Consider the following 18964-nt stretch of genomic DNA (forward strand, 5'->3'; position numbering starts at 1 on the left):
ATATATTTTCCCTCTCCGCCAAGGTGTAGACGACCGGTCCCCGACACGACCTCCACGATGATACGAGATACAGACCTCACCGCTCGCATCGCCGCGACGCTCGCGGTCGTGCTCGCGCTCGACGCCCTGCTCGTCGGCGTCGTCGCGTCACTGCTCCGACCGTGGCTCGCGCCGCTCGCGCCCGGCGCGCTCGCACCGACCGCGTCCGGCACGCCCGGAATCGGCTGGTTCGCCCTCGTCGGCGCGGTCACGCTCGCCCTCGCGTGGGCGCAACTGCGCTACACCCGCCGCGAGACGCTGGCCGAGACCGACGCCCGGCCCGCCGACGCCGCCGAGTACTCCGACCTCCACGCCCGCCTCTCACGCCTCGCCCAGGCGGCCGACCTCGCGAAACCCGACCTCGCGGTGGTCGAGACCGACCGCGCCAACTGCTTCACCGTCGGCGGCGTCCGGGACGCGACGGTGGTCGTCTCGACGGGCCTGCTCGACGCGCTGGACGGCGAGGAACTCGACGCGGTCCTCGCCCATGAACTCGCGCACGTCAAGAACCGCGACGCCACGGTACTGACCCTCGCGACCTTCCTCCCGGCGCTGGCCAGCGACGACTACTCGGTGCTCTCGCTCGGGAGCGCCCGGCCGCTCCTCGTCGGCCTCGCGGCCGTCGTCGGCTACGGCGTCAGCACCGCGCTCGCGGGCGTCGCGCCGTTCAGCCCCGCGTCGTTCGTCGCGTTCGGCGGATTCGTGGCGTTCACTGTCCTGTTCGGCGGGGTCGCCGTCGGCGCGCTGGCGACCCCGGTCGTCTACCTGAGCGCCCGTCTCTCGCGCGACCGGGAGTTCGTCGCCGACCGCGCGGGCGCGCTGTTGGCGGGGTCGCCCGCGGCGATGGCCGGCGCGCTCGAAACGCTCGACGCCGGGGCGCCCCCGACGCCGGCCGCCGACGCGCGCGTCGGCGGCGTCCGCGAACTCTGCTTCCTCCCACACGGACTGGCCGGCGGCGAGGCCGAAGCCGAGGACGCGGCGCCGCCGGGCGCGACCGTCCCGCTGGCCGTCGAAACTCACCCGCCGACAGAGGAGCGCATCGCCCGCCTGCGGGAACTCGAAGCCGACGACCGCGCCCGCCGCGACCGCGCCGCCGCCTGAGGCGGTCGCGGTCGCTGGCGGCCCGGTCCGCCCGTCTACCGCCGGAGCGTCGTTTCTGCGGTCGGAGTGTCGCTTCTGCGGTCAAAGTATCGTTTCTGCGGTCGGGGGCCGGTTCGGGACGGCCGTCCCGAACCGGCCCCACTCTTTCCTTCGAGGGAAATCCTTTTGGCTCGCTCCTGTGGAGTAACCGCCAATGGACGCTGGCCGAATCTCGCCCGACGACGTGCTCGCCGCCTGCGGCGGGACGCCGACGGCCCACGAACCCGTGACGGCGAGCGAAGTCGCGGCGGAGCTCGACTGCAGTCGGCGAACCGCCTATAACAAGCTCGCCGAACTGGCCGACCGGGACGAGGTTCGGTCCAAGAAGGTCGGCGCGCGGAGTCGCGTGTGGTGGCTCCCCGCCGACCGCGCGTCTCCCGAGGACCGAACTCCAGTCGCCGACGCGTTAGCGGACGAGGTGGCGCTCGACGGCGCGTTCGCCGACGAGGCGGCGCGCGAGCAGTTCGAAACCGAACTGGCGGAGGTGTTCGGACGTATCTCGGACGCGTTCTACGCGCTCGACGACGAGTGGCGGTTCACGCACGTCAACGAGCGCGCCGAGGAACTCATCGACTACCGCGGTGAGGGCCTCGTCGGCGAGAACCTCTGGGAGACCTTCGAGTGGGCGACCGACTCGAAACTGGGCGAGGAGTACCGCGAAGCGATGGAAACCGGCGAGCCGACCGCCTTCGAGTTCTACTACCCCGAACCGCTCGACGCGTGGTACGAGGTCCACGCCTACCCCTCCGAGTCGGGGCTGTCGGTCTACTTCCAGGACGTGACCGAGCGCCGCGACCGCGAGCGCGAACTCGTCGAATCGGAGCGCCGGTACCGGACGCTGGTCGAACACTTCCCGAACGGCGCCGTCGCGCTGGTCGACGAGGACCTCCGGTACCGGACCGTCGGCGGTAATCCCCTCGGGAGCACCACCGATGAACCGGAGGGGCGTCGGCTCACGGACGCCCTGCCGTCGGAACTGGCGGACGAACTCGCCCCGCGCTACGAGGCCGCGTTCGAAGGCGAATCGAGCACGTTCGAAATCGAGTACGAGGGGTCGTCCTACCGAATCTGGGTTCTGCCGGTCCGGGACGAGGACGGCGACATCTTCGCCGCGTTCGGCATGTCCCAGGACGTCACCGAGCAGAAGGAGCGCGAGCGGTACCTCGACGACGCCAAGTCTCAACTCGAGGCGGCGACCGAGGCCGGCGCCGTCGGAACCTGGGAGTGGAACATCCCCGACGACCGGTTCGTCACCGGCGCGTCGTTCGCCAAGACGTTCGGCGTCGACCCCGAGGCGGCCCGGGAGGGCGTGGAACTCGACCGAATCGTCTCGGCCATCCACGAGGCCGACCGCGAGCGAGTCGAACGCGAGATAGAGGCGGCAATCGAAACCTGCGGCGAGTACGAGGAGGAGTACCGCGTCTGGAACGCCGACGGCGAACTGCGGTGGGTCGTCGCCCGCGGCCACGTCGAGAGCGACGAGGCGGGCGACCCCGTCAACTTCCCCGGCGCGCTCGCCGACATCACGGAGCGAAAGCGGGCCGAGCAGGAGCTTCAGGAACACCGGAGACAGCTCGAAACGCTGTTCGAGGTGCTCCCGGTCGGCGTGGTGGTCACGGACGCCGACGGCACCGTCATCGAGGCGAACGAGGCCGCCAAGGACGTCTGGGACGTCGACACGTTCGACGCGACGGGCGTCGCCGACTACGAGCGGTACCGCGGGTGGTGGGCCGACACCGGCGAGGCCGTCGCCCCCGACGAGTGGACGCTGGCCCGCGTTCTCCGGGGCGAGGAGGTGACCGACCCCGACGTCTTCGAGATCGAAACCGCCGACGGCGAGCGCAGGGTAATCATGGTCCACGGGATGCCGATTTACGGCGAGTCCGGTGAGGTCACCCGCGGCGTCGCCACGCTGACCGACATCACCGAGCGCCGGGAGTACCAGCGCCAACTGGAGGCGTCCGAACGGCGCTACCGGACGCTGGCAGAGCACTTCCCGAACGGTGCGGTCGGCGTCTACGACCCCGACCTCCGGTTCACGCTGACCCGGGGCGCGGTCCTGGGCGAGAAACTCCCCGGTCGGGACCGACTCGAAGACAGTCGGCTCCGCGAGGTGTTCCCCGAGGGACCGGTCGACGACATCGAACCGCTGTTCCGGGCGGCGGTCGAGGACGGCGAGACGGCGAGCATCGACACGGCGTTCGCCGGCCGGCACTGGCGCGTCTGGGCGACGCCGCTGCGCGACGCCGACGGCGACGTCTTCGCCGGACTGAGTTTCACCCAGGACGTCACCCGACACGTCGAGCGCGAGCGCAAACTCGAACGCACGGTCGAGAAACTCGAAGAGTCCAACGAGCGCCTCGAATCGTTCGCGAGCATGCTCGCCCACGAACTCCGCAACCCCGTCGCCATCGGCCAGATATACGGGCGCCAACTCCCGGCCGAGGTGGCCCCCGACGCGGTCGAGTACGTCACCGAGTCGTTCGACCGCATCGAGGACATGATCGACGTGATGCTGGTGTTGACCCGCGGCCGCGACGTGGTCAGCGAGCGAGCGCCGGTCGTCCTCGCCGACGCGGCCCGCGAAGCCTGGGCCGACGTCGAAGCCCCGGATGCGACCGTCTCCATCGCGGTCGACCGGACGATTCGGGCCGACGGGACGTACGTCCGCCACCTGTTCCGAAACCTGCTGGAGAACGCGGTGGAACACGGCGGCCCCGGGGTCGACGTCACGGTCGGCGACCTGCCTGACGGCTTCTACGTCGCCGACGACGGTCCCGGCATCCCTGCGGACGAGCGCGAAACCGTCTTCGAGGCGGGCTACACGACCGCGGCGGGGAACGGCGGCACCGGCCTGGGACTCGCGTTCATCGAGAAGTTGGCCGGGGTGTACGGGTGGGACTGTCGGGTGACCGAGAGCGAGTCGGGCGGCGCGCGCTTCGAGTTCACGAACGTCGACTGCGACGTCACCGGCGAGCGGTCTGGTCGCGCCGACGAGTAGCCCGACCGACCGGCCCCACCGCGAGACTTTTGTCGTTTCGGCGACGACTCCGACCGATGCGCCGACGCGCCCTCCTCGCGACGCTGGCGGCGACGACCGCCGGCACCGCCGGCTGTCTCGACCGTCTCACCTCCGGAACCGTCCTCGGGCGAACGACCCCGTCGACCGAATCGCCACCCTCGAAGTCGGTTCGCTGTCGCGGCGACCCGGTCGCGGTCGAACGGACGCTCGCCGACGAACCGGGGTACGACGACGGCATCGAGTACTTTCCGAGGAACGCGACGGTTCGGTACGTCGCGATGGAGAACGCCGACGGCCCGGTTTCGTTCGGGACGTTCCGCTTCCGGAAGTGGGCGTCGATGGAAGCGGCCGAGGCGGCCGTCGAGCGCGTGCGCGAGGTCACCGAAGCCCGCCTCGGCACCGACCGGTTCGGCTCGGGCGTCGGTCAACCGCCGGGACTCTCGCTGCGGAACTCGCTCGTCGTTCGGCTGGTAGCGCCGGTCCGCGTCGAAGACGGGACGACGGTCGAGACGGACGCGGTGGAACTCTCGCGGCTGGTCGAAGCCGCGCCCCGGTCGGTCGACGCGACCGTCTCGCTGGCGGGAGACGAGTTCTCCCGGACGGTGCCGGTGTTCGCCGAGTGCGTCCGGGGCGGTCCCCTCTGAGCGCACTCCCGTGCGCTCGTCCTCCGCCTGCGATAGAAGCCGCCACTGAGTTGAATTTAAAGTGGGCGGACGAGGAACGTTCTTCCATGGACGTTCGACGACGCTCGGTGGCGAGTCCGCTCATCCTCGCCGGCGGAGCGGTCGCCACGATACTGCTGTTCTCACTCGTGTACCCGTTCACGGGGTTCACCTCGACGGTCGGGGGGAACACCATCACGTATCAGCTTTCGGACCCCATCGCGCATCCGGAGTGGTACTTGATTATCGTCTGGCAGAAAAGCCTGCATTTGAGCGTTCAGACCTTCGCGTTGGGCGGCCCGACGAATCTCGCGCCGGTCGGGGCGAGCACCTACCTCGCCGACCTGGAAACGCTGTCGGGACTCGCCTTTCTCGCGCTGTTCACCGCTTCGCTGATTCGGGAGTAATCGCCGCGAGCGACGGCGAACACCGTCGCTCGCGGCGACCCTTCGGAGGACCGGGACCCGGGCGTCTTCGCGGCGGTCGTCGCCCGGGCTATACACACAATCCGTTTCCAATGTACACAAAAAAGTTAAACGGCTCCTCGGTGAACCCCTTGACGAACTGCGTTGCCATGTCACAAGCTGTCTTCGACCAGAGCGAGTACGACCGCCGCATAGCCCGAACGAAAGAGCGGATGCGCGAGGAGGAACTCGACGCCCTCGTCGTCACCGACCCGTCGAACATGAACTACCTCACCGGGTACGACGGGTGGTCGTTCTACGTCCACCAGGGCGTCGTCGTCACGCCGGACCGCGACGAACCGGTGTGGGTCGGCCGCGAGATGGACGCCAACGGCGCGCGAGCCACCACGACGCTCGCCGAGGAAAGCATCCGCGCCTACAGCGACGACCACGTCCACTCGCCGTACGACCTCCACCCGATGGACTTCGTCGCGGGCGTCATCGAGGACCTCGGCGTCGACGACGGCCGAATCGGCCTGGAGATGGACGCCTACTACTTCACCGCCAAGTCCTACACCCGACTGCAGGAGAACCTCCCCGAGGCGTCCTTCGAGGACCACACCCTGCTGGTCAACTGGGTCCGGGTCAAGAAGTCCGACCGGGAGTTGGAGTACATGGAGCAGGCCGCCCGCATCTCCGAGAACGCGATGGAGGCGGGCCTGGATGCTATCGGCGAGGGCGTCCCCGAGTACGAGGCCGCCGAGGCCATCTACTCGGCGCTCATCGACGGCACCGATGACTACGGTGGCGACTACCCCTCCATCGTCCCGCTGATGCCCTCTGGCGACCACACCGGCACGCCCCACCTCACCTGGACCGACCGACCGTTCGAGGACGGCGACCCGGTCATCATCGAACTGTCGGGCTGTCGGCACCGCTACCACTCGCCGCTCGCCCGGACGACGTTCGTCGGCGACCCGCCCGAGGAGATTCGGGAGACCGCCGACATCGTGGTCGAGGGCATCGAGGCGGCGCTCGACGCCGCGGAACCGGGCGTCACCGCCGAGTCGGTCGAGAAGGCCTGGCGCGACACCATCGCGAAGTACGACGTCGAGAAGGAGGACCGCATCGGCTACTCGATGGGACTGGGCTACCCGCCGGACTGGGGCGAGCACACCGCCAGCATCCGACCCGGCGACGAGACCGTCCTGGAGGAGAACATGACCTTCCACATGATTCCGGGCCTCTGGTTCGACGACTTCGGCGTCGAGTTGAGCGAGACGTTCCGGGTGACCTCGACCGGAGCCGAAACCCTGGCAAACTTCCCGCGCGAACTCTTTACCGCGTAACATGGGAACGGACGAATCAGATCGAACCGAAATCGAAGCGAATCGGCAAGACCGGACGGTCGCCGACGGCGGGTCGACCGAACCGGCCTCCGCGCTGGTGACCGCGCGGCGGCAACTGGAGCAGGCGGCCGCCCACGTCGACGTCGACCCCGGCGTCATCGAGCGGCTCAAACACCCGACGCGGGTCCAGCGGGTCGCCGTGCCGCTGAAGCGCGACAGCGGCGAAGTCGAGGTGTTCGCGGGCTTCCGCGCCCAGCACGACGACGTGCGGGGACCGTACAAGGGCGGCCTGCGCTACCACCCCGAGGTCGACACCGAGGAGTGCATCGGGCTGTCGATGTGGATGACCTGGAAGTGCGCGGTGATGGACCTCCCGTTCGGCGGCGGCAAGGGCGGCGTCGCGGTCAACCCCAAGGAACTGAGCGAAGGCGAGCGTGAGCGACTCACTCGCCGGTTCGCCGAGGAACTCCGCAACGCCATCGGCCCGAAGAAGGACGTGCCGGCCCCCGACATGGGGACCGACGCCCAGACGATGGCGTGGTTCATGGACGCCTACTCGATGCAGGAAGGCGAGACGGTCCCCGGCGTCGTGACGGGCAAACCGCCGGTCGTCGGCGGGAGCGAGGGCCGCGAGGAGGCCCCCGGCCGGTCGGTGGCCATCATCACCCGTGAGGCCATCGACTACTACGACTGGGACATCGGGAACACCAGCGTCGCGGTGCAGGGCTACGGGAGCGTGGGCGCGAACGCCGCCCGACTTCTCGACGACTGGGGCGCGACCGTGGTGGCGGTTTCGGACGTCAACGGCGCCATCTACGACCCCTCGGGTCTGGACACCCGCGACGTGCCGACTCACGAGGAAGAGCCCGAGGCCGTGATGACCCACGACGCGCCCGAGAAGCTCTCGAACGAGGAGATTCTCGAACTCGACGTCGACGTCTTGATTCCGGCCGCCATCGGCAACGTCATCACCGCCGACAACGCCCACGACATCCAGGCCGATGTCGTGGTCGAGGGCGCGAACGGCCCGACCACCTTCGCCGCCGACGCGGCCCTGGAGGAGCGCGGGATTCCGGTGATTCCGGACATCCTGGCGAACGCGGGCGGGGTGACGGTGTCGTACTTCGAGTGGCTTCAGGACATCAACCGCCGGTCGTGGTCGCTCGAGCGCGTCAACACCGAACTCGAAGAGGAGATGCTCAAGGCCTGGAACGCCGTCCGCGAGGAGGTCGAGGCGCGCGACCTGGGCTGGCGCGACGCCGCCTACGTCGTCGCGCTCTCGCGCATCGCCGAGGCGAAGGCGACCCGCGGCCTCTGGCCGTAGGGTCGGCCCCGCCGACGCCCGTCGATTTCGCTTTTCTGCGACGCGTAGTCCGTGCGAGAGCGCGACCGAAAACGAGAATCGGAAATCGGTTTTAGAAGAGTGCCAACGGCGCGACTCGCTACCGGTCGAGCGCTTCGGCGACCTTCTCGACGGGGTGGGGCGGTTCGTCGTCGGTCCCCTCCCAGTCGCCGAGTTGGGTCCGGCAGGACGCGCCGGGCGCGACCACCGTCTCGCCGTCGCTCTCCTCGACCTGCTCGAAGAGGATATCGCCGATGGCTCGGCTCATCGAGTAGTGTTCGGCCTCGTAGCCGAAGCTTCCCGCCATCCCGCAACAGCCCGAATCGAGCCTGTCGACCTCGTAGCCGACGGCCCGCAGGACGACGGCGGCGTGGCCGTCCTTCTTGGTGGCCTTCTGGTGGCAGTGGCCGTGGTAGGTCAGCGACTCCGCGGGCGCGTCGCCCGCGGAGTCGTCCGAATCGGACGGCGCGAGCGCGTCGGTCAGGTCGAAGGCGTCGAGGTACTCCATCACGCCGTAGGTGTTGGCGGCGACCCGTTCGGTTTCGCGCCCGAGGGTCGCCCGCGGGCGACCCTCGGGCGCCGAGTTCGGCGCTCCGCCCTCGCCCGCCGAGTCCGACGCTTCCAGTCCGGCCTCGGGGTCGGCGGTCCGGGGTTCGGTGTACTGCTCGCCCGAGCGACTGGCCTCCGGAGTCTCGTCGTCGGCCAGGAGGTCGAGGTAGTCCGACTGGACCATCACGGCGTCGGAGGGTTCGACCACGACCACGTCCCAGCCGTCGCGGACCTTCGGCGCGAGCGCCCGCACGTTCGTCTCGGCGCACGCCCGCGAGACGTCGAGAAAGCCCTTCGAGTGGGCCGACCGGCCCGTGGCGGTCACGTCGGCCGGGATGCGGACCCGCACCCCCGCGGCTTCGAGGACCCGGACCGCGGCCTTGCCGGCCTCGGGGTGGTTGTAGTTGGTGTAGGTGTCGGGGAGCAACGCGACCTTCCGGGTCGCTTCGTCGGCGGGGACCTGCGGGCCGCCGCGGGCCTCGAACCAGTCGACGAAGCTCTCGCGGTGGAAGTTGGGGAGACTGCGCTCGCGGGCGATGCCCAGCGTCTTCTCCATGACGGTCCGGGCGCCGGGCACCTTCTCCGCCAAGTTCGACACCGGCGCGAGCGCCGACCCCGCGGCGTTGAGACGGTCGACGTGCGCGAACACGTGGTCGCGGAGGCTGGCGCCGTGCTCCTCGTGGTGGGCGTGCTCGACCTCGGCCTTCAGTTTCGCCATGTCGACCTCCGAGGGACAGTCGCGGGCACAGCCCTTGCAGCCGATGCAGAGGTCCATCACCTCGGCCATGAACTCGGTGTCGAGTTGCTCGTCGTCGGGCAGGTCGCCCGACATCGCCTGTCGAAGCGCGTTCGCCCGGCCGCGGGTCGCGGTGATCTCCTCGTCGGCGGCGCGGTAGGTCGGACACATCACTCCGCCGGTGGTGTCCTGCTGGCCGCGACAGCCCCCGCAGCCGTGACAGAGTTCGACCATGCCCTGGAAGCCGTTCTCGTTCTCCCAGTTCAGCGCGGGGTCGAGGCCCGCGTCGAACTCGTAGTCGGGGTCGAACCGGAGGTTCTCGGTCATGTCGACGTCGCCGCAGACCTGCCCCGGATTCAGCAGCCAGTCGGGGTCGAACGCGGTCTTGAGGTCGCGGAACACCTGCCAGACGTGCTCGCCGTACAGTTTGCGGTTCCACTGGGTGCGCGCCCGGCCGTCGCCGTGTTCGCCAGACACCGACCCGCCGTACTCGACCACCAGGTCGGTCACCGCGTCCGAGATGGATTCCATCTGGTTGACGCCCGCGGGGCTCTTGGTGTCGACCAGCGGGCGCATGTGCATACAGCCGGGCCCGGCGTGGGCGTAGAAGCTGGCGAAGGTGTCGTTGTCCTCTAACACCCGCTGGAAGTCGGCGACGTAGTCGGCGAGGTTCTCGGTCGGCACCGCGGTGTCCTCGATGAACGAGATGTGCTTGGCGTCAGAGGTCCGCGACAGCAGGATGGGCATCCCGGACTTCCGGAGCTTCCAGAGCTTCGCACGGTCGGCGTCGTCGTAGGCCTCCAGCGCGTCGAACGCGCGGCGGGGCTGGGCGTCCGATTCGTCGCCTCCCTCGGCGTCCGGCGCGGCCGCGCCGGCTTCGCCGGTCGCCTCGCCCACCCGGTCTTCGAGCAGAGCCGCGACCTGCTCGCGGCCGTGGGCGTCGTCCTCGGCGTAGAACTCCACCAGTAGGGCGGTTTCGGTGCCCTCGGGGAGCATCGCGACCACGTCGGCGAACTCCTCGGTATCGCGCGCGAGGTCGAGCAGGACGTCGTCGATGGCCTCGACCGCGGCGGGGTCGTGACGAGTGACGATGGCGTCGACGTCGGCCATCGCGTCGAGCAGGTCGCGGTAGGTCAACAGCGCGACCGACTTGGTTTCGGGGACGGGTTCGAGCGAGACGGTCGCCTCGGTGACGATGCCGAGCGTCCCCTCGCTCCCGGCGAACAGGCGCGCGAGGTTGACGGTCCCCGAGCCGCTCGCGCCCTCCGCGGCGCCCTGCGCCTCGCGGGCCTCGGTTACGAGCCTGTCGAGGTTGTATCCCGAGACGTTGCGCTTGAGCTGCGGGTAGACCTCCTCGACGGCGTCGGCTTCCTCCTCGACGATTCGGCGAACCTCGGCGTAGATTCGCGCTTCGAGGTCGCCGTCGGGGTCGGCGCCGTCCCGGAGTTCGTCGAGCGTCACCGCGCCGAAGGTCGTCACGGTGCCGTCGGCGAGGACGACTTCGACCTCCTCGACGTAGGCGTCGGTCTTGCCGTACTTCAGCGAGTGAGCGCCCGTCGAGTTGTTCCCGATGGCCCCGCCGATGGTACTTCGGTTGCCGGCGGCGGGGTCGGGCGCGAACTTCAGGTCGTGGGGCGCGAGTTCGGCGTTGAGGTCGGCGAGGACCGCGCCGGCCTGCGCGCGCGCCCGGCGGTCCTCGGGGTCGACCTCCAGCAGGTCGCCCATGTGTGCCGTGAAGTCGAGGACGACTGCCTCGTTGACGGCCTGGCCGGCGAGGCTGGTGCCGCCGCCCCGCGGTAGCACCGGAATCCCGCGGTCGGCGCAGTAGGCCATCACCGCCGCCACGTCGTCGGTCGATTCCGGCATCACGACGCCGACCGGCGTGACCTCGTAGGCGCTGGCGTCGGTCGCGTACAGCTGTCTGCTGTACTCGTCGAACCGGACTTCGCCGTCGACGCGCTCGACGAGGTCGGCGACGAGGTCCGTTCGGACCTCGTCGCCGCCGACGTAGTCGTAGTCGGCGCGGGGGTCGGCGGCCGGGTCACGGGTCGATTCGTCGGGGTTTCGGGACGCGCCGTCGACGGCGTCGCGTGACGCGTCGTCGGTGGTGTCGTTCGTGGCCATCGTCGTTCAGTGCGACTCCGACGTCGACGGTTCCGGCGCGAGCACCTCGTTCTCCAGTCGCTCGCCGGTGTCGAGGCGTTCGACGTTGGTCGCCACGATGTCGGCGAGTCGCTCCCAGTGCTTGGGCGTGTGACCGCCGGTGTGGGGCGTGATGAGGCAGTTTTCGAGGTTCCAGAGCGGGTGGTCCTCCGGGAGCGGTTCGGGGTCGGTCACGTCCAGGGCCGCCCCGCGAATCTTGTTCGAGCGCAGCGCCGCGACCAGCGCGTCGGTGTCGACGATGGGGCCGCGGGCGGTGTTGACCACGACCGCCTCCGGCGGCAGGGTCTTGAACTCCTCTTCGCCGACGAGGCCGCGGGTCATGTCGTTGAGAGGGCAGGCGACGACGACGTACTCGCTCCGGGAGAAGGCGTCGTGGATGGCCTCCTCCTCGAAGCCGACCACCTCGTCGGTCGGCCCGCCCTTCTCGGGGGTGTAGCGCACGCCTATGGTGTCGACGCCGAAGCCCTGCAGACGCTCGACGACCTCTTGGCCGATGGAGCCGAGGCCGACGACGGTGACGGTCTTGTCGGTGAGTTCGCCCGACTGGAAGTGTCGCCACTCGCGGTTCTGCTTGCGCCGCCACCCCTCGTGGAGTCGCCGGGAGAACGTCAGGATGTTGCCGACGGCCTGCTCGGCGATGCCCGGTGCGTGGATACCGCCCGCGTTCGTGACGCCGACGCCGCGCTCGGCCAGCGCGTCCATCGGGACGTGGTCGGTGCCCGCGAACGTGCAGGCGAACAGTTCGAGGCGGTCGGCCCGGTCGAGGAGGTCGGCGTCGACGGTGATGCCGGTGACGATTCGCGCGCCGGCGACGAGTTCGCGCTCCTGGCCCGGCGTCCGGGCGAGCGCGACCGACCGGTCGGGCAGGCGCTCGCGCAACTCCTCGGCGTACGATTCCATCGACAGCCCTTCGGTCCCCTCGCGGAGGACGACGATGTCCGAATGGTCGCTCATAGTAACTTCTGTGTGACTGCGGTCCGTTAAGCTACGTATTGCGACAATCTAACTTAGTCCTTTTGTGTAGTCGCTATCAACGAAAACCGTTTACTAATAAGTGGCTGGAGCGCGTTAGGGTCGCTCATGCCGGAACCGATACGCCAGAGACTCTCAGACGTGCGACGCGAGTTCCACCGCTACCCCGAACCCGCCTGGCGCGAGTTCTACACCACCCACCGACTGGTCGAGGAACTGCGGGCCATCGGCGTGGACGAACTCGCCGTCGGCACCGAGGTCTACGACCCCGACGACCGGATGGCCGTCCCGAAGGCCGAGAGCGTAGACGAGTGGCGCGAACGGGCGCGCGACCGCGGCGCCGACCCCGACCTGCTGGAGAAGATGGACGGTGGGAACACGGGCGTCGTCGCCGTGCTCGACCGCACTGACGCCGCCGACGCGGACGCCGGGGGTGCAGACCCCGACGGCGGGACCGACGGTCCCGCCGTCGGTCTGCGGGTCGACATCGACGGTCTGTTCATCGAGGAGTCGGAGGACGACGACCACGCGCCCACGGCCGAGGGCTTCCGGTCGGAGTCCGGCGAGACGATGCACGCCTGCGGCCACGACGCCCACATGACCTGGGGGCTCGCGACGCTCGAAGCGATCAAGGACAGCAACTTCTCGGGTCGGCTCGTCGTCTTCTTCCAGCCGGCCGAGGAGACCTCCGGCGGCGGCCACCCGATGGCCGAGAGCCGGTACGCCGACGACCTCGACTACCTCTTCGCGGTCCACGTCGGCCTCGACCACCCGACCGGCGAGGTGGTTGCGGGCATCGAGAAACCGCTGGCGATGTGCCACGTCGACGCCACCATCCGGGGGACCTCCTCGCACGCGGGCAAGGCGCCCCAGGACGGGAACAACGCGATGCAGGCGCTCGGGACGCTCATCGAGAACGCCTACGGCATCCCCCGCCACGAGGACGGGATGACCCGGGTCAACGTCGGAAAGGCCGAGGCCGGCACTTCGAGCAACATCATCGCCGAGCACGCGGACGTGGTGGCGGAGGCCCGCGGCGAGACGACCGAACTCAAGGAGTACGTGAAGGACAGGCTCCTGCGTGTGTTCGAGAACGCCGCGGAGATGCACGGCTGTACCGCCGACGTCGACGTGGTGAGCGAGTCGCCCCGCGCCGACAGCGACCCCGAACTCGTCGAGGTCGTCGCCGACGCGGCCCGCGGCGTCTCGGGCGTCGAGACGGTGGTGCCGACCGCCGACTTCGGCGCGAGCGAGGACGCCACCTTCCTGATGGAGCGCGTCCAGGAGGAGGGTGGGCTGGCGTCCTACCTCATCGTCGGCACCGACCACCCGACGAGCCACCACACGCCGACGTTCGACGTCGACGAGCGGAGCCTCGAAATCGGCGTCGAGGTGCTGACCGACTCGATTCTACGGGTGGCCGAGGACGGCCCCGTCGCGCGGGACGACGCGGTCAGGTCGTCCCGCGCGACCGACGGCGGCGGGTCGGCCGCCCGAGACGACCCGACCGCGGAGACGGACGCCGGCGCGGGAAGCGAGCCATGAGCTCCGAATCGGGGGAAGCCGACGCCGTCCCGAGCGCCGACGAGGTGGTCGCGCTCGCGGACGTGGAGGACGCCCGCGAGCGCCTCGCCGACGTGGTCCACCGGACGCCGCTCGACCGCTCGTCCACCTTCGCCGAACTGAGCGGCGCGGCCGCGGTCGGCCTCAAACTGGAGAACGTCCAGCGGACGGGGTCGTTCAAGATTCGCGGCGCGTACAACAAGATGGCCCAGCTTTCGGACGCCGAGCGCGAGCGCGGGGTCGTCGCGTCCAGCGCCGGCAACCACGCCCAGGGGGTCGCGCTCGCGGGCGACCTGCTGGACATCGAGACCACCATCGTGGTGCCGGAGGTCACCCCTGCGGCGAAGATCGAGGCCACCCGGGGGTACAGTGCGGAGGTCGTCGTCGAGGGCGACATCTACGAGAAATCTTACCAGTACGCGCTCGAACTCGCCGACGAGACGGGTCTGACGTTCGTCCACCCCTTCGACGACGAGGCCATCGTCGCGGGCCAGGGGACGGTCGGCCTCGAACTCCGCGAACAGCTGCCCGACCTCGACACCGTGCTGGTCGCCATCGGCGGCGGCGGCCTCATCTCGGGTGTCGCCACCGCGCTGAAGGCCCACGACCCGGACGTCCGGGTCGTGGGCGTCCAGCCAGAGGGCGCGGCCCACGCCAAACCGTCGCTCGACCGCGACGAGATCCACGAACTGCCGGGCGTCGACACGGTGGCGGAGGGCATCGCCGACACCCGTCTACTCCCGAAGACGTTCGCGGTCGTCCGCGAGCGCGTCGACGACGCCGTCGCGGTGAGCGACCGCGACATCGCCGCGGCCGTCGCGCTCCTCGCGGAACGCGCCAAGACCGTCGCCGAGTCGGCCGGCGCGGCCCCGCTCGCCGCGCTCCTCTCGGGCGAGGTGGACGTCGAAGGAGAGCGCGTCGGCGTCGTCGTCTCGGGAGGAAACGTCGACCTCACCGAACACGGCGAACTCGCGCGCGCCGGCCTCGCGGAACTCGGCCGGTACGCGACGGTTCGGCTGGCGGTTGAGGGCTGGCCGGGGGACCTCGCGGCGGTCACCGAGACGCTCGAAGACGAGGGCGCGCAGTTGGACGCGGTGGAACGCGCCCGCCGGACCGCAGCCGACGACCCCAATCGCACGCCCGTGACCGCCAGTCTGGCGGGGAGCGGGCCGGACCACCTCGCCGGGGCGATAGCCGCCCTGGACGACCTCGACGGCGTGGCGGTCGTCGACGACGACCTCGCGCGGTAACCTCCGGCTGCTCGCTCTCACTTCCCCAGCAGTTCGCGAGGAGGGACGGCGAGAGAACGGTGCCCCTACACCACCGACGGCGTCTTGCCGGCCGCCTCGACGGCCTCGTTGAAGATACCGACGCCGAGTTCGATCTCGCGCTCGGTCGAGTCGAGCGGCGGGAGCAGGCGGATGGTCTTGGCGCCACAGCCCAGGGTGAGCAGGCCGCGCTTCAGCGCCTCCGCGACCACCGCGTCGCGGCGCTCCTTGGTGTCGAACTCCACCGCGAGCATCAGGCCCTTGCCCCGGACGTCCTCGACGTGGTCGGGCGCGCCGTCGGCGAGCAGCTCCCTGGCCTGGCGGCCCCGTCCCGTGGCGTTGTCGAGCAGGTCGTGCTCCTCAATGGCTTCCAGGGTGAACGCGCCCTGCATCGACGAGAGCAGGTCGCCGCCGCCGAACGTCGAGCCGAGGCGGTTCTTCTCCTCGGGGAACACGTCCGACCGGGAGATGGTCGCGCCGACCCGGAGCGCCTTCGCGCTGGCGATGACGTCGGGTTCGAAGTCGTAGTGGTCCGACGCCCACATCTCGCCGGTCCGGCCGATCCCCGACTGAATCTCGTCGACGACCAGCGGGATGTCGTACTCCTCACAGACGTCGTTGACCTCGGTCGCGAACGCCTCGTTCGGGAAGCGGTAGCCGCCGACGCCCTGAATCGGCTCGACCACGAGGAAGCCGACCTCCTCGGGGTTGATGTGGCCGCCCTCGGGCGAGAGGGCGTTCCTGAGTTGCGAGCCGTCGGCGGTGAAGAAGCCGCAGTCGCAGGAGCCGTCGGCGCTCGCGGGGTCGTACTCGCGGTCGTCGCAGAACGGCACCGTCCGGACGCCGCCGATTTCGGGGTAGTGGCGGGTGTAGACCTCGCTCGACCGGGTGACCGAGAGGGTGCCGAGCGTCCGGCCGTGGAAACTCCCGGTGAACGCGAAGCCGTACTTGGCGGCCGGGTTGCGGTCGTAGGTGATCTTCATCGAGTTCTCGACCGCCTCCGCGCCGGAGTTGCTGAGGAAGACGGTGTCCATCCCGTACTGACTCGAGACGTCGACCAGTTTCTCCATCAGGTGGCTCGACCCCGGGAACTCGGTCTCCTCGGGGTCGGCGCCCGCGCCGAAGTACATGTCCTGGCCCGCGATCTTCATCGGTTCGACCAGGTCGAACTCCCGGAGCTTCGAGAGCACCTTCTCGTTGTCGTAACCGAGCGGGGCGGCGCCGATGTGGCAGGTGAAATCAAGCAGGACGTTGCCGTCCACGTCGGTGACGAACGGGCCGTCGGCGTCGCCTGTCACGTCCCAGACGAACTCGTGGGAGTACTCGCTCGGGGCGGCGTGCTCCTTGTGAAACGAAATCCACTTTTTGGCGTTCGGGCCGGGAAACGCGCCCACGTCGGGCTCCGCGGTATCCCTGTCCATACACAGAAAATGTATGCACCGTCAATTAAAACTTGTTATCAAACGGGTGGCGTGGAGCCGCCCGCCGGGTGGAAGTCGGGTCGGTCGGCCGTTCGGACGAGTCGTCCGAACGACGCGTCGCCCTCCGACGTTCAGTCGTCGTCCTGGGCGATCTTCGCGCGACCGGCCGCGCCGTCGGGTTCGCTCGGCTTGCCGAATATCGTCGTCCGGTCCTGGAGGAGGACTCCGCCGGTTTCGGACTGGAACGTCCTGATGAGGCCCAGCATCGCGACCAGACAGACGATGGCGAACGGCGCGCCGGTGATGATGGCCGCCGACTGGAGCGCGTTCACCCCGCCGACCACCATCAGGATGGACGCGACCGCGCCCTGGAGCACCGCCCAGAAGACGCGGTTGAGCGAGGAGGGATGTTCCTTGCCGCCGGTCGTCATCATCGAGACGGCCAGCGTCGAGGAGTCGGCCGACGTGACGAAGAACGTCGTCACGAGCACCAGGAACGCGAACAGCAGGACGGTGCCGACGATGGGGAGCGCGCCGAACAGCACGTAGCCCGACACCGCTTCGCTGTACTGGTTGATGGGGCCGAGGATGTTCGCGGCGCCCGAGTTCTGCATCAGCACCGCCGACCCGCCGACGATGGCGAACCACGGGATGGTCGCCAGCGACGTCGCGCCGATGCCGGCGAACGCCACCTCGCGGACGCTTCGACCCCGCGAGATGCGGGCGATGAACAGGCCGGCGAACGGCGACCACGCCAGCGGCCAGAGCCAGTAGAAGACGGTCCAGATGTTGACCCACTTGTTCGCCTCGGTGGCGGTCGCCTGCGCGTACAGGCTCGTCACGAAGAAGTCGGAGACGAACCGGCCGGTCGCCTGGGTCGCGAGTTCGAGGATGCGGAACGTCGGGCCGAATATCAGCGTGGCGACCATCAGCAACAGGAAGACGGTCATGTTGAAGTTCGACAGCCGACGGATGCCCTTGTCGACGCCCAGCACCAGCGAGACGGTGAAGATGACCGTCATCCCGGTGATGACGAGGATGGTCCCGATGTCGCCCAGTTGGATGCCCCACTGGAAGTTCAGGCCGGTGATGAACTGGCTCCCGATGAAGCCCAGCGAGGTGGCGACCCCGCCCAGGGTCGCGAACACCGCCATGATGTCGACGATCTTGCCGATCGCGCCGTCGACGTTGTCGGCGCCGAGGATGGGCGTCAGCACTGCCGAGACGCGCAGCGGCGCGTCGTAGTTGTACACGAAGTAGCCGATGGCCAGCCCCATCACGGTGAAGCAGGACCACTGGGTCAGACTCCAGTGGAAGATGGAGTACTGCACCGCGACGGGCATCGCCGCGGCGGTCTTGGCCTGCACGTCGTACAGCGGGGGCACCGTCGAGTAGTGGAACAGCGCCTCGGCGGGGCCCCAGAAGACGATGCCCGCGGCCAGTCCGGCCGAGTACATCATCGCGAAGTACGAGAAGAAGCTGTACTCGGGGTCCTCGTCGCCGAGTCTGAGCCGTCCCCACGGACCGAAGATGAGGAACGCGAGGAAGAGGACGAAGCCGAGCATCACGAGGAGGAAGAACCAGTTGAAGTGCGCCAGAATCCAGATGCGGATGTTGTCGACGAACTTGTAGGCCGCGTCCGGGCTCAGCGCGAACGCCGCCACGAACAACAGCGTGATGCCCGCGCCGAACGCGAAGATGGTCGGCTCTATCTCGTCGAGGAACTCCTCGACGGCGCCCTGGTCGGCGTTGCTCACGCCTGCTCACCTCCGTTGCGACCGCGCGCGACGCTCCGCGGAGTCGTCGCACTTCTGTTCACCCCGGCCGACATGTCGGGATTCGCCCACCGCCCACCCTTCATCCCGAGTCGCTCGTTCGCTCGCGTTGCGGTCTGTGCTTGCCGACGACGGCCGTTCGAGTTACATTCCATGGGATAGTCCCTCACTGACCATGACTCGCGGTGTCGTACATCACGCATGTCGTGAAATATCGTGATAAACGTTACGATTATTGGAATCGGTGGATACGGAATACGTTTACAGAACCGAGTCGAGTACGTAATCTGTGTACGGTCAAAACGAATACGCGTCGGCGAGTCGCCGGAGGGCGCGGCCGCGTCGAGCGCCGGACTCGTCTCGTATCTGACGATACCGAGAGAAAATAACCGATTTCGTTTTGAATTATAGTCTGTCAACGTTATCTGTAAATGGGTCGTTTCGCGGAAACCGTCTCGGATACAGAGAAACGTGGATTTTGACACTCTCGGGGCCTCCGAGGACGGCCGCTCTTTTCGAACGGTGTCCTTCCGTAACTCTTAATCGTTTTAGTACACAC

At 68.9% G+C, this 18964-nt stretch carries 12 protein-coding genes; 8 read left to right on the forward strand and 4 right to left on the reverse strand.

Annotation, left to right across the window (positions count from 1 at the left end; translation table 11 throughout):
* Positions 1-57 precede the first annotated feature (57 nt).
* The 6 genes from NGM07_RS22330 (at position 58) to gdhB (ending at position 7940) form a co-directional block, all read left to right on the forward strand.
* Positions 58-1140 carry a M48 family metalloprotease gene (locus tag NGM07_RS22330; protein ID WP_253520604.1) on the forward strand — a complete coding sequence of 361 codons (1083 nt, stop codon included), beginning with the start codon at positions 58-60 and terminating at the stop codon, positions 1138-1140.
* A gap of 193 nt (positions 1141-1333) precedes the next feature.
* Positions 1334-4180: a PAS domain-containing protein gene (locus NGM07_RS22335; RefSeq protein ID WP_253520606.1), complete on the forward strand. Its 2847-nt coding sequence runs from the start codon at positions 1334-1336 to the stop codon at positions 4178-4180.
* A 56-nt stretch (positions 4181-4236) separates the two neighbouring features.
* A complete protein-coding gene (locus tag NGM07_RS22340) occupies positions 4237-4845 on the forward strand; it encodes a hypothetical protein (RefSeq protein ID WP_253520608.1) in 609 nt (202 codons plus the stop codon).
* Positions 4846-4931: 86 nt separating this feature from the next.
* Complete coding sequence (locus NGM07_RS22345; protein ID WP_253520610.1) at positions 4932-5270, forward strand: hypothetical protein; 339 nt, start codon at positions 4932-4934, stop codon at positions 5268-5270.
* Between the two features lie 167 nt (positions 5271-5437).
* Complete coding sequence (locus tag NGM07_RS22350; RefSeq protein ID WP_253520612.1) at positions 5438-6616, forward strand: M24 family metallopeptidase; 1179 nt, start codon at positions 5438-5440, stop codon at positions 6614-6616.
* Between the two features lies 1 nt (position 6617).
* Positions 6618-7940: a glutamate dehydrogenase GdhB gene (gdhB, locus tag NGM07_RS22355; protein WP_253520614.1), complete on the forward strand. Its 1323-nt coding sequence runs from the start codon at positions 6618-6620 to the stop codon at positions 7938-7940.
* 118 nt (positions 7941-8058) lie between these two features.
* On the opposite strand, the gene NGM07_RS22360 is transcribed toward gdhB, so the two are convergent.
* On the reverse strand, positions 8059-11367 hold the full coding sequence (locus NGM07_RS22360; protein ID WP_253520616.1) for an FAD-binding and (Fe-S)-binding domain-containing protein: 3309 nt from the start codon (positions 11365-11367) through the stop codon (positions 8059-8061).
* Positions 11368-11373: 6 nt separating this feature from the next.
* Positions 11374-12360: an NAD(P)-dependent oxidoreductase gene (locus tag NGM07_RS22365; protein WP_253520618.1), complete on the reverse strand. Its 987-nt coding sequence runs from the start codon at positions 12358-12360 to the stop codon at positions 11374-11376.
* A gap of 126 nt (positions 12361-12486) precedes the next feature.
* Between NGM07_RS22365 and NGM07_RS22370 the strand changes: the two genes are divergently transcribed.
* Both NGM07_RS22370 and ilvA read left to right on the forward strand, forming a co-directional pair.
* Positions 12487-13923: an amidohydrolase gene (locus tag NGM07_RS22370; RefSeq protein ID WP_253520620.1), complete on the forward strand. Its 1437-nt coding sequence runs from the start codon at positions 12487-12489 to the stop codon at positions 13921-13923.
* Positions 13920-15191: a threonine ammonia-lyase gene (gene ilvA, locus NGM07_RS22375; RefSeq protein WP_253520622.1), complete on the forward strand. Its 1272-nt coding sequence runs from the start codon at positions 13920-13922 to the stop codon at positions 15189-15191. Before NGM07_RS22370 ends, ilvA begins: the two co-directional genes overlap by 4 nt.
* 65 nt (positions 15192-15256) lie before the next feature.
* On the opposite strand, the gene NGM07_RS22380 is transcribed toward ilvA, so the two are convergent.
* Complete coding sequence (locus tag NGM07_RS22380) at positions 15257-16630, reverse strand: aminotransferase class III-fold pyridoxal phosphate-dependent enzyme (RefSeq protein WP_253520624.1); 1374 nt, start codon at positions 16628-16630, stop codon at positions 15257-15259.
* Positions 16631-16761: 131 nt separating this feature from the next.
* Positions 16762-18387: a BCCT family transporter gene (locus NGM07_RS22385; protein WP_253520626.1), complete on the reverse strand. Its 1626-nt coding sequence runs from the start codon at positions 18385-18387 to the stop codon at positions 16762-16764.
* Positions 18388-18964 lie beyond the last annotated feature (577 nt).

It is taken from the genome of Halorussus vallis (genome assembly GCF_024138165.1).
Lineage (GTDB): Archaea > Halobacteriota > Halobacteria > Halobacteriales > Haladaptataceae > Halorussus > Halorussus vallis.

What these genes read in the sequence shown, in the direction of transcription:
- NGM07_RS22380 (WP_253520624.1), bottom strand. Translation starts at nt 16,630, where the DNA reads ATGGACAGGGATACCGCGGAGCCCGACGTGGGCGCGTTTCCCGGCCCG.
- NGM07_RS22330 (WP_253520604.1), top strand. Translation starts at nt 58, where the DNA reads ATGATACGAGATACAGACCTCACCGCTCGCATCGCCGCGACGCTCGCG.
- gdhB (WP_253520614.1), top strand. Translation starts at nt 6,618, where the DNA reads ATGGGAACGGACGAATCAGATCGAACCGAAATCGAAGCGAATCGGCAA.
- NGM07_RS22365 (WP_253520618.1), bottom strand. Translation starts at nt 12,360, where the DNA reads ATGAGCGACCATTCGGACATCGTCGTCCTCCGCGAGGGGACCGAAGGG.
- NGM07_RS22370 (WP_253520620.1), top strand. Translation starts at nt 12,487, where the DNA reads ATGCCGGAACCGATACGCCAGAGACTCTCAGACGTGCGACGCGAGTTC.
- NGM07_RS22360 (WP_253520616.1), bottom strand. Translation starts at nt 11,367, where the DNA reads ATGGCCACGAACGACACCACCGACGACGCGTCACGCGACGCCGTCGAC.
- NGM07_RS22345 (WP_253520610.1), top strand. Translation starts at nt 4,932, where the DNA reads ATGGACGTTCGACGACGCTCGGTGGCGAGTCCGCTCATCCTCGCCGGC.
- NGM07_RS22350 (WP_253520612.1), top strand. Translation starts at nt 5,438, where the DNA reads ATGTCACAAGCTGTCTTCGACCAGAGCGAGTACGACCGCCGCATAGCC.
- NGM07_RS22340 (WP_253520608.1), top strand. Translation starts at nt 4,237, where the DNA reads ATGCGCCGACGCGCCCTCCTCGCGACGCTGGCGGCGACGACCGCCGGC.
- ilvA (WP_253520622.1), top strand. Translation starts at nt 13,920, where the DNA reads ATGAGCTCCGAATCGGGGGAAGCCGACGCCGTCCCGAGCGCCGACGAG.
- NGM07_RS22335 (WP_253520606.1), top strand. Translation starts at nt 1,334, where the DNA reads ATGGACGCTGGCCGAATCTCGCCCGACGACGTGCTCGCCGCCTGCGGC.